8 protein-coding genes are annotated in these 11,844 nt (G+C 32.1%); 3 read left to right on the forward strand and 5 right to left on the reverse strand.

Going from position 1 to position 11,844, the window contains the following annotated elements; genetic code table 11:
* Positions 1-236: 236 nt before the first annotated feature.
* From AC0VX1_RS06635 to AC0VX1_RS06645, 3 genes are all read right to left on the reverse strand, one after another.
* Entirely contained in the window at positions 237-1,283 is a 1,047-nt protein-coding gene (locus tag AC0VX1_RS06635; RefSeq protein WP_106027779.1) for a DUF6236 family protein, read from the reverse strand.
* 222 nt (positions 1,284-1,505) lie between these two features.
* Entirely contained in the window at positions 1,506-1,982 is a 477-nt protein-coding gene (locus AC0VX1_RS06640) for a TroA family protein (RefSeq protein ID WP_440440176.1), read from the reverse strand.
* A 225-nt stretch (positions 1,983-2,207) separates the two neighbouring features.
* Positions 2,208-2,861: a hypothetical protein gene (locus AC0VX1_RS06645; RefSeq protein WP_440440175.1), complete on the reverse strand. Its 654-nt coding sequence runs from the start codon at positions 2,859-2,861 to the stop codon at positions 2,208-2,210.
* Between the two features lie 550 nt (positions 2,862-3,411).
* Here AC0VX1_RS06645 and AC0VX1_RS06650 point away from each other — a divergent pair.
* Positions 3,412-5,697, forward strand: coding sequence for a cold-shock protein (locus AC0VX1_RS06650; protein ID WP_440440174.1), 2,286 nt, complete (start codon positions 3,412-3,414; stop codon positions 5,695-5,697).
* 437 nt (positions 5,698-6,134) lie between these two features.
* Here AC0VX1_RS06650 and AC0VX1_RS06655 read toward each other — a convergent pair whose 3' ends face one another.
* Positions 6,135-6,746, reverse strand: coding sequence for a hypothetical protein (locus AC0VX1_RS06655; protein ID WP_475470474.1), 612 nt, complete (start codon positions 6,744-6,746; stop codon positions 6,135-6,137).
* Between the two features lie 1,013 nt (positions 6,747-7,759).
* On the opposite strand from AC0VX1_RS06655, the gene AC0VX1_RS06660 reads away from it, so the two are divergent.
* Together AC0VX1_RS06660 and AC0VX1_RS06665 are read left to right on the forward strand one after the other, a co-directional pair.
* Positions 7,760-8,176 (forward strand): hypothetical protein, encoded by a 417-nt coding sequence (locus AC0VX1_RS06660; protein WP_098864093.1) that lies wholly within the window; start codon positions 7,760-7,762, stop codon positions 8,174-8,176.
* Between the two features lie 760 nt (positions 8,177-8,936).
* Positions 8,937-10,096, forward strand: a protein-coding gene (locus AC0VX1_RS06665) for an IS3 family transposase (RefSeq protein ID WP_475470476.1) whose coding sequence is annotated in 2 segments (ribosomal slippage) — positions 8,937-9,195 and positions 9,195-10,096 — 1,161 coding nt in all. Because the reading frame shifts where the segments join, the coding sequence is not laid out codon by codon here.
* A gap of 151 nt (positions 10,097-10,247) precedes the next feature.
* On the opposite strand, the gene AC0VX1_RS06670 is transcribed toward AC0VX1_RS06665, so the two are convergent.
* On the reverse strand, positions 10,248-11,387 hold the full coding sequence (locus AC0VX1_RS06670; RefSeq protein WP_413009460.1) for a site-2 protease family protein: 1,140 nt from the start codon (positions 11,385-11,387) through the stop codon (positions 10,248-10,250).
* Positions 11,388-11,844: the final 457 nt, after the last annotated feature.

Genomic DNA, 11,844 nt, shown 5'->3' on the forward strand with positions numbered 1-11,844 from the left:
TCAGAATTTTGTATGCGGAACTACGTGGCGGCTGGAAAAATTAAATAAGAAAGAATATCACTTTCTATACTCAAAAGTGATTTTTTTTATGATACGAAAATCAAAAAAGAAATCCGAAATTTACCAATCGTCCAGGTCTTTTTAGTTATGATGCAGTATGACTAATTGGCGGGCTTATAGCTTTTTTAAATTAAACTTTTGATAATAGGATAAAGTGGTTTTACATAAACAAGATGTTAATGTTTAGTCACCAAATTGGAAAATATCCTTGAATCGTTTCTTCGTAGTGCATTATTAGAATGAAAGACATAGCTGTAAGGGGAATTATTGATTTCATAATTCGTCTTTACCCGAGATTGAATATACTGTATCCCCAATCCGATGCATCCGCCAATAGCCGTCCCAATTAAAGGAGAAAAATCATTTTGTTTAGAGTACACATTGGCCAAAGTACCCAGTAAAGCAGGATTTTTTAAATGAATTAATGTATTAAGCGAATTTAAACGGAATGAAATTTTTCGTTCAGTTAAAAGCCGAGAAATATCGTATAACCCCAATTCTACTTCTTCTTTGAACTCTTGAATGTGATTAAAGATATCTTGTTCTGTTTCTGATTGGCTAATTTTCGTAGTGTAATTTCTTAAAATTGTTCTAAATCTATACAGCTCATTCTTCCGTTGCTTTTTAAAAGTAATGATAGATTCTAGAGAATTTTCAATAGTTGGCGTAGGCAAGGCTTCTATAAGTAAAAGTTCACCTGCCTGAATTTCATTCTCCTCGGAAATTGATTTATAAACTAAATCTTGATTACTTATCAGGTTTGTAGTTGGGATGTAATTTTTTTCTTGAGCCATATATTTAGCTAAAATACCCATATAAATTGTCCCTATATAATGAGGGAGCTCCGACCACATATCGTCAATGTCTTTTAAGAATGAGTGTTTACGAAGTGTATTCATTATTTGATAGGAAAACTTGGAATTATGAAATTCTGTAATTGCGTTCGTTGAGGGTTTCTTAGTAATTTCTTGATACATTTTTGAATTGAAATATTCAATTACCTCAGTCTCGAAGTCGCTAGATTTTTTAAAGTTTTCAAAAAAAGATTCGGGTGTAAGCATCTCAAATTCGTTCTCATCCTCTAAAAATTTAATTTGATCCTTAAGGGAACGTTGAATATCAGATGGAACAATAGATGCGATCTTGTCAGAGTATAGTAAAGTACTCCTTAGCCACATATCATTTGGTAGGGCCATTGATGGATAATATAGATATTTAAACATAAAGCCACCTCCTATTTTAAGTTCCACTAAAAAATAATAATATGTAGTAAAATTAGCAAGAAAAGAATACGAGCAATTAAGAAAAAGGCTGCCGCAGCAACCCTTGATATTGAATTAAAGCCAAGCACATATCTATAAAATTCCTCACTAAGTATTCACTAAGAGAAATATTAATGAATATTGATGTGGGAAAATTGAAAATTAAAAATGACGAACCTTTTTTTAATTGATACCGAAAAACCAATCAGTAACTTTTTTAATGATGGAAACTGTGCTTTCTCCTGTACTTTGAATCTTAGATAAATCACCTGATATTTTAGCAGTATTAGCAATTTTTTCGGTTATTGACAGCTTTTTCACTTCCGCAATCACTTGTTCTTCTGTAATACCGGCTAAACGTTTTTTTGCAGATTCCGCTTCAGACTTCCAATCTGCTAAATATTTAATGCCATCTAACGTGATAGTAGGGGATATACTAATACTAAATAGACGATGTTGAGCCTCTTTAGGGTACGGCTGAGGTTGGTATGAATCAGAAGTATTGATAAGCCCTTTATCTTTGAGTGCTATTAAAGCTTGATAAAAAGGGTACATAGTCACAGTATTTACCTCTGACAAAGGGAAAACATCTTTCGCATTGTTCAGGTCATCTAGAATAATTAAAATTGCATCTTCAACGGTAATACTCAAAAAGTTCAATCTACCACTCCTTAATTAGTAATGCATCAATCTATTATATATTTAATATGGGTATTTTTTCAATATTTAAACAAATTAAATAGTTTGCTCCAATTCAGTGATAAATATCCTTGTTTTTTTTGTTAATATGGTTTTCTTTTGATATTAACTTAACGTATGTAGTTTACTAAAAAAGTATTTAAAAGAAGGTTGGGGCTAGAAAATTACCAACGAAATTTAATAGGTTTATTTTATAAAATAAATGTTTTGGTCAATTTGTTTTATATTTTGATCATTTAAAACCAATAAATAAATTTCATCTGCCATAAACTCAATATTGAAAATTTCATTTTTCAACCTCTCAATAAATGATTCAGAACTATTCCAAAATGATTCAAAATAATCAGTTGTATCTACAACAAAGAGAATACTAGTTCCGTTGTAATTCTTGTTACTTTTCTTTTTAATATTACCAATTACTTTTTCTAAATAACCTAAAGCTCTACTTTCTAAATCTTTGGTATCCCTGAAACGAACGTCTCCAAATCCTCTCTTATTTAGTCTTTGAGCATCTTCAAATTCCCATCTGCCATCTAAATATGAAGTAATTTCAACTCTTATTTCCTTTCCGTCTGGTTGAATAATTAAGCCATCATAACCTTGATTACCAATTAAAACAGTTAATTTTGAGTTTTGATCACAATATTTTGATTGACTGAAACAATAAAGAGGGTAAAACTCTTCTAAAAACTTTTTAAATCGTCCAATTTTTAATCTGGCCAATTGAATATATTCCACATCAGTATTTATGATTTTTTTTTTATCTTCAAAGTATTTTTTCATCTCTTTAGGTGTTCTATATCCCTCAAGATCATCAAAAAAAGAATTAGCGTTCTTCAATCATTTACCTCCAAATCAGAAATATTAATTATTAATACAAGTATATAACAATTATAAACTTGTTAAAGAACTAAGTTTATTATCTCTATTTCAACTAAAGGTGAATCATTCAACAATATAAATAAAAAGTCACGGATATGGGTTGGGAAAATAAAAATTATAAATTTTCCCTGCTCAATTGTATATATATTAGGTAAATACCCTCAGAAAATAAAACGCTGCAAACAGGGAGGATTTATATTTGTAAAAAGAGGATGGCATATTGTTGTATCTTGGCAAGCCCGAAATAAAAATTCAGGAATTGATTTAAGATATGGGATGGGAAAAAAATTAATTGGTATGCTTCGTAATTTTTAATTCTATTTTAATTGTGACAGAAGTATTATAAATTATTAAGATTTCTAATATCTTTGGGACGTTAATTGTTAAATCTATTTATATTACAGTTAGGAGGACTCCCTTAAAGCGTTTGGCAATCTATAATAGAAATTTTCTTGTCTGTTCTACCTTACAAGATCACCAGTTAATATTCTTAAAGGGGTTGAGTATATTGGAAGGTGTTTTAAAAAAGTATTTTTCGGAGAGAGGTTTCGGATTTATTGAAGTAAATGGTAGTTCCGATGTCTACTTCCATATTAAAAAAAATAGAGAGTTAGATAAAGGCTCTATAAATGAAGGAGATATTATTAACTTTGAAATAATTAAAACAGAAAGAGGAAATGAAGCTCAAAACATAAGTAAAGAAAATAAATATAATAAAGATTTAAATAACAAGTGGAGTTTTAAAGATATTCAAAATAGTGACAATAATACAGGAAATGTATATCCTGGGAAGAATCCTAAATTAAAAACTCGTCATTTTAACGAAAAAGAATTGAAAATACTAAATATATTTGCCAAAGAATTTTATGTTACTAATGGCGGAGTAAAGATTGAACTTGGTGTGACCAGCCAGTATAAGTATTTTCTAATAAAACCAACAAAAAAATATCAAGAAATGTTTAACTTACAGCACGAAATTATCGTTCTTTTTAGTCACTACGACAAATTGGAATCCCGCACATTTGATGCTATAGATAAAATTATAAGCTTAAATCCAAGATCTAGAGTAGATAAGGTTTTTAGCATATTAATTAGTAGTGATTCAAATATTCTTTTAAATATAGATAAATTGATTTCACAAGACTCAGAAATGCAGGTTATTTGTCCTTTTACGTTTGATGAAGTAATTAATAACGAAGACAATGTTGAATATTTTTTTGTAAACAGAATAAAGGAGTATTTTTATGAGAGGGATCTCTTTGATTTTGAATCTCCATTAAAAAAAGAATTATACTTTTTTGGTAGAAAAGATTTGATTCTTTCACTTGTAAATCGGCACATAAGCGGAGAAAATTCAGGTGTTTTTGGTCTTCGAAAGTCAGGGAAAACGTCAATTTTAAATGGAATAGAAAGGACTATTGAGATATCTGAATATTCAAGTGTAATTATAGACTGTCAATTATTACAACTTAAAAGGTGGTATACAGCATTATTTTATATAGTAAATCTTTTAGCTGGCAAATACAAAATTAAAATAGAAAGTAAGGAATCAGACTATACAGAAACAAATTGTGCAGAAAAATTTGAAGAAGATATCAAATTTATTTTTGAGAAGGTAGGAAGAAAAAAAATATTGTTAATATTCGATGAAATTGAACACCTTTCATTTGAGATATCTAATAATGATTATTGGAAGGATGGAGGAGATTTTTTAAACTTTTGGTTTATTTTACGATCTATATATCAAAAGAATGACGATCTCTATTCTTATTTAGTTGCTGGAACAAATCCTAGAGTTTTTGAGGAAGTAAGAATAAAGGGGGTAGAGAATCCTATATTCAGTCAAATAAAACCTGGGAAAGTTGCTAATTATGTCCCATCATTTAATCATATGCAAACTTCTAATATGGTAAATACTCTAGGAAATTATATGGGATTGCATTTTGATGAAATTGTTTGTTCCAATCTTACACAGGATTATGGTGGGCATCCGTTTTTAATCAGGCAAGTATGTAGTCTAATAAATACTTATGTATCAAAAGAAATAAAAGTTGATAGACCTTTTACTGTGTCAAAGGTTATTTATGAAGTTGTCCGAGAAATGTTCGATAAAGATTATGGACACAAATATTCTGAAATGATTTTAGATGTTTTACAAAGTTTCTATAAAGAAGAATATCTTTTACTCGAGAAATTAGCTCTAGGTGATACAGAAATATTCAATGAAGTAGTTTCATCAAAGCCGGATAGTATTAACCATCTAATAGGTTATGGAATTATTGAAGAATCTGGTGGTAAATATGGTTTTAAAATTGATGTTATTAAAAGATACATTATTTCAAAATCAAAATATAAAAAATTAACACTAACTCAAAAAGAAATGAGACAAGAAATGTGGGAGAGAAGAGATAAAATTGAAATCAGATTACGGAAGATTATTGAAAACCAACTTAAGATACTTCATAATCCCCAAAAAGCTAAAGATAGAATGATAGAAAGATTTTCAAAAAAAGATCGACCAAAATATGAAAAACTCACTTATAAAGAGTTATTTGATACAAATAAAGTTCCATTATATTTCTCTGAATTAGTTGAGATAATGAAAAAAGATTGGGAAAATTGTTATAGGAATATATTCGAGATTGATTTAAAAAAATTCTCTGCTAAAATCGACCAACTTGGAATAAATAGAAATCAAGAATCTCACGCATCTACGGTTAGTGATTCGGAATTTATGTCCTTTAGGGGTGCAATGAGCTGGTTAGAAGAAAAAGTTGAAAGCTATTTTTCCTAATTTAATTGTTGTATTAAAGGTTAGAAAAAAGTAGAAAGGAGATACTTATTCCCTTTCTACTTCTTGCTTGTATTCTTACAAAGAATTTTGTAGTAAGACCAATATAGATTTCCAATAAAAAAATCAGTCTTTTTATATAGGACGGCTCTTTCTTGGGTATTTAAAGATCCTAGAAAAACAGGTGCAAAGAATTTCTTTCGGATTTACTCCTTTGTTTGTTATCAAACAATTAACCAAAAGTTTTTAACAATTACTCAAATATTGATTTTAAAGCGTCTCGTTTTGTATGCAAAATAGCAAAAGGACATTTATAAAAGACGTGAGAAATGTACACGTCATTTTCTTGTTTTATAAGGTTCCAACTTCTCGAGGGAGCTTCAACTTCTTTTTAAAACAATCCACCTCAAGAGTATTTTTGTTAGTACTATAAGCGGCATTTATTTTTTCTTTCTAACTCTATCCAAAATTTTCTCATCAATGTTGTGTTCTTTCAGAATGTTGTTCAAATCCTCTTCACTGAGAGGATAGTTCACAAAAAGAATTTCTAACACTACTTTCAAATTTTCAGGTGGTGTTTCTAGGAATGCTTGTTTATAAATTCGGATAGTTGAGTCTTTTTCTTTTTGTTCGAAATGTTCCCGAGCCAACTTCCCGAAAGTTCCGAATTGCTCGTCTTTTTTATGCTTCTCTTCTTGAACTATCTCTTTCCTAGAATCATTAAGTGTCTTCTCAAATTCGGTGAACAGTGAGTTATACCATTTAAACCCTATTTCTTCTCCTTCTTCCTCTGTGAACCCATCAAAGCAATAATACATTTCCTTTAATAACTCTTCCGTTAATCCTCTGGATAGCTTTGCATTTTTGGCAGCAAGAAGAAAGTAACCGGCTGCTTGTCTGTTATTCATCAACCTGGGCTTTTTGGAATCATTCATAATAACAGCCTCCTTAGGGTAATCTTCACGGATTGATTTTGGTGTAAAGCTGAACCCAATTTTAAGTACTTCAAAGTCAGTCCAGTTTTCATATGACAAAAATATGGAAGAAGACATTGGAACTACCATCTTCAATAAATTCGAAACAGTTGATAAAAGCTAAGTACACAAGAAAAGGCAGAACAAGTGTTATTTTTTATTATCTTAAACGTGAACCCATTCCGGTAAAAAAACTTAACTGTAATGTTACTCTTGTTTCTAACTGGTCAGTGGAAGAAAAATAAACGATTAGTCACAATGATAATTTTAGCAGACCACCTGCTCACACATTTGCTAACATAATTATTTTATTGAGCTTTATTTAATTTCCTGTGCTTATATAAAGACCTTACAAAACCCTGAGAATTCAACCTTTTTTACACTCATTTAATGGAGTTAAACCAGTTTGTATTTATGAAACAAAATTGACAGGGAAGGGGTCGTGGGTTCGAATCCCTCACAGGTCATCAACTGCCAAAGGCTCAAATCCTTGATATAACAAGGATTTGGGCCTTTTTTTGTTTTTAAAGATATAGTTCATTATGTATTATTTACTGAATTGGTGGCGGATAGAGCAACATTTAAACCTAATACAGGTCAATTATTTGTAATGATTAATATTTCAATGAACTGTAGGTAAAGCCTTTCGCTTATTCAGCTAACGATGGATGTTAAAAATAAGACCGTATTTTTGGCTTTTCTTTAAAAGGTACATAATCATATTCTTCGGTAAAATCCAGTTTACTATAATGTGTTGGATTACTCACTACTAAATACCATGCACGGGAATACTTCCTGGAAGCCCTGAACATGACGCATGAAGACTATGCAAAATATCAGCAAACGATGTTTCTTGGCTTGAAAAGTATAATACAATGACTTCACTTAAAATGATGGTAGAACAATATAAAGAAGAATTACAACCCTTACCCTCCACTTCAGTATTATATAGTAAATATTCCCTTTGTTTTTAACGGATGATTTTAATACCTCAACAGTTTATTATATTGATAAAGGATGAAGTATGAAGTATGAAGTATTTAATCTACTACTATAATTTGGTAAGTCTTTAAAAGGGAAGTGATTGTTAAATGCTTTATATAAGCGATATCGGAAAGATAATTAATAACACATTAAATGAGCACAATTTGGATATTATTTATGAATTTGACAATAACCTAAGTGCACCTATGAGTTATAACGTATCGACCAATACTATAAAATTCAATTACCTTCAAGTTAACGGTTATAAAGGGAAAATTAGAATTAAAGAGACAGAGGAAGACTTTGTTAAAATTATTCTTTATCGTATGATTGGTTATTATTTAGATTTTAAGAAAAACAAACATGATTTAAGGATTTTAATGTATGGTCACGAAGAAGAAAAAGAAAAGCTGAAATCTGAAATAGAAACTAATGCTTGGGATTATGGGAGAACATTAATACCGGAACACCTATTGGAGTCATATGATAAAGTTCGTGAATTGGATAAAATGTTAATAAATTAATGTACTCTAAGAAAATGGAGACTCGACTATAAACTAAAACAAGAAAAAGAAGCCTCCTTGGAGAATCTCTCTGGCTGAATTTTTGAGTGAGAAATTAAACTGATATCCAATAAGACAAGACCCAGAGAAAGAGGAGTTGTCTTAGAAAGATTGATGAATAAACAAAGAGAAAATCAAGTTCAAAGTTCGTGCTCGACTTTTAAGAGATATCGATTGCTTGACAAAAGAAATACACTGGACTGAACATACTTCTGAAGAGAGGTTTTAATGAACAACATATACTAGATAAAGAGGAAAGAGATTATTGGTCAAGCGGCTCCAGAGAACGATTGCGTAGATAAGTATTATGACCTGCTCATCCAACGATTTGTTCATGGCAGTAATTTAGATACAGCAGACCATAATTACGATGTTTTTATCCAGCCAAACTTGAAGCAATTTAATCGAGACCAATTTCTTGCTATATAAGATGGTATTAACAGAACCTTCAATGTTATGGGCATAGATTTGGATGCTTAGTGCTATCATTGTAATTTCGGTTTTATTAATATTTCCTTTTGTATATTTGATTTTAGGAACTGAGATATTTGGTGTTTAAGTTTTTGATAATACTGATGGTCTTTCTTCGATTAACAGGAGCTTTAGTACTATAGGTTTAATAAAAGAGAGTACAAGATGGTATTATCCCCTTCAGGTAGACAGAGAAAAAAGAGAACATGATAAAATGTTCTTAACTGTCAATCTGGAGGGGATTTTTTGTATGGCAAAGAAGGGGCAAACGTTTCAAGCGTATACAGAAGAATTAAAGAGAGAAGTGGTTCGTCTGAAAGTGGAGGAAGGTTGGTCATATCGCCAGATTCGTGAGCGTTTTGGTATTAAAAGTGATGCACAGATAGCCAGTTGGGTGAAGAAAGTGCAGAATAACGAGTCTTTTGAAGATCAACGTGGTGTATGGAACCGTAAGAATTTTTCTAGTGTCGAAGAGGAAAATACCTATCTAAAAGCTCAGGTGGATTATTTAAAAAAGCGCAATCCAAATCTACATGGGAAGGAATGGTCCTGAAAGCCGAAAGGTTTCAAATAATCGATGGTTTGAGGAAAACGTACCCACTTTCGTGGCTATTAAAAATCGCTGAAGTTTCAAAGGCTGGATACTACAAATGGCGGAAGACACATTCTGCTCGTTCTTTGCGACTTGAGAAAAATTTATGGATAAAGGAACATATTTTAGCCATCCATAAGCTACACCCCTACTACGGATATAAACGGATGACTGGAGCTTTGTCCAGAGAAGGAATCGTTGTAAACCACAAGCGTGTTCGTCGATTAATGAGAGAGTTGGGGGTCCAATCAGTCATTCGGAAGAAACGCCCTTTCTACGGTCGAAGAAGGTCAGTTGTATTTCATAATGTCTTAAATCGTGAATTCTACGCAGAGATGAGGTTTCATAAGTTAGTAACAGATATAACCTATGTACGGATTGGAGACACGTTTGCCTACCTTTCCGCCGTTTTAGATTTGTATAATAATGAAATTGTTGCATGGGAAGTTTCTACACGAAATGATCTTGAATTGATTCATAATACGCTAAACCAGCTAAGGGACAAGCCGTTTAGCAAGGGGGCTCTCCTGCACTCAGATCAAGGATTCCAATATACGACGAAATCATATGAAAATCAGGTGAAGGAACTCGGCATTCGAGGAAGACACTCTCGTCGAGGCAATTGTCACGACAACGCGTGTATAGAAAGCTTCTTCTCACATTTAAAAACAGAAAAGTTATATTTAAAATGTCCAAAAACAGCAGAGCAAGCTTATCTAGCTATTCAAGAGTATATAGAGTTTTACAATACGGCTCGCTTTCAAGAGAAATTCAACGGCCTTTCCCCAATTGAATATCGAGAAAAGGCCGCAGCTTAAAAAATACTCTTTTTTTATTGTCTACTTGACAGGGTTATGTGCAAGAAGTAGTCCCTTTTATTTATACATAATTAACATTAATGTTTTACAAGCCTAAAAATGGACAGTCAAAGGGGACCTTCATAAATTGAGGTCCCTTTTTCATAATGTATTACGGTAATAAAGTTTTATATTGTTCCATTAAATCACCTGCATATAAGCTTGTTATCATTAAGAAAATGGCAAGCCCAATGTATAATGAGAACCAGATGACTTTTGTTTTGAGACTCGATGAGTAATAGGATTTCTCTTTATCCCTAATTTCAGTTTGTTCTTGCACTTCTTTAAAAAAGGTTGCTGCTATTCGTTCATATGTGCCTATATTTTCAAAATCGGTCGGTCCGTTCTGGTATTCATTCGAATTAGCAGCATCCATTAAGGATCTATACATATTTAATTTCACCTCGGTCAGCTGTTTTTCTTTTAGTTTATTATCATCAAATAGCGGGATATGCCAACTCTTCATGTTGTTAAACTTTTCATATTGTTGGCTCGATTCCATATTCCAAATATTAACCAGGCGAATTTTTTCTTCATCTGTTGCAGCTGCTGCATATTGTTCTAGTTGCCTTAATCCAAATTGATTCAATTCTATGATGATGTCTCTTTGATTTCTGGTTGTCTCGCTACGAATTTCTTTCCACCACTTAGAAATGCCCAATAATAAGAAAAGAATTAAGAATGGATTTGGATGGAGAAATAAATATACAACCATCCCGATAATCCCTACTACCCAAAGCTTTGTGGAGATGACTCCCACTATACGTCCTCCATCAAGAGGGTGCACAGGCATTAGATTAAATAGGTTAATCATGGCTCCAAGTGTAATAACTAAAAGCCAAAATGGATTTTCCGTCATCATAAATAAGGGGATGGCTGGTAGAAATGCTAATGTACCTAATAAAGGACCTCCGAAGGCAAGATAAGCTTCTTGGTTAGCATTCTTGGGTTCTTCCTTAAGGGCAATTAATGCTCCGACAAAAGGGATGAAAATGGCATTGGATGTTTTGATGCCTTTTCTCTTTGCAGCAAGTAAATGCCCCATTTCATGGATATAAATTAGATAGACTAGGGCTACGGCAAATTTCCAACCGTAAACCAAGGCATACGCTCCTAATGAAACGAAAATAGAAATCAGGGAACCTACTTTTGCTAATTTCAATAGCGCAAACAACCATTTCATTTTTCCAAGGAAAAATAACCCGATTGCCCCCAAACCTACCCATCCTTTTTTCGATTTAGATTCTTTCAAAATGTACCTCCTAGAGTAAATGGGAAAACAGATGACCCCAGTGACACTATGTCTATCTGAGCTCCTTCTTGATTTATCATCTTGCTAATATCCTTATTACATTGTATTGGATAATCCATTTATTGTCATCTAAGTGACTTTTTTCTAGAATATCAACTTTCAAGTATTACATTTTTTTATAATTAAGATAGAGGTCTGTCCTTAATATTTAGGGCCCTTACAGGTCATCAACTAACAAAGGCTCAAATCCTTGATGTCACAGCATATCCAAATAATCATTCCTGTGTGTTTTTATGCATTGCACAAAGTGGCACAGAAACTGTATGTGAAGGTGAATCGTTCGTTGCATGACGCTAGCCACTTTGGTACACTATGCAGAAGTGCATTTCAGCTAGGATTGACTATCGAATGATAGATAAGATGCTGTCACCTTTACATAATTCATGGTCTTTGTAAG

The organism is Peribacillus sp. QJM3NY_7, assembly GCF_056173225.1.

What these genes read in the sequence shown, in the direction of transcription:
- AC0VX1_RS06660 (WP_098864093.1), top strand. Translation starts at nt 7,760, where the DNA reads ATGCTTTATATAAGCGATATCGGAAAGATAATTAATAACACATTAAAT.
- AC0VX1_RS06635 (WP_106027779.1), bottom strand. Translation starts at nt 1,283, where the DNA reads ATGTTTAAATATCTATATTATCCATCAATGGCCCTACCAAATGATATG.
- AC0VX1_RS06655 (WP_475470474.1), bottom strand. Translation starts at nt 6,746, where the DNA reads ATGTCTTCTTCCATATTTTTGTCATATGAAAACTGGACTGACTTTGAA.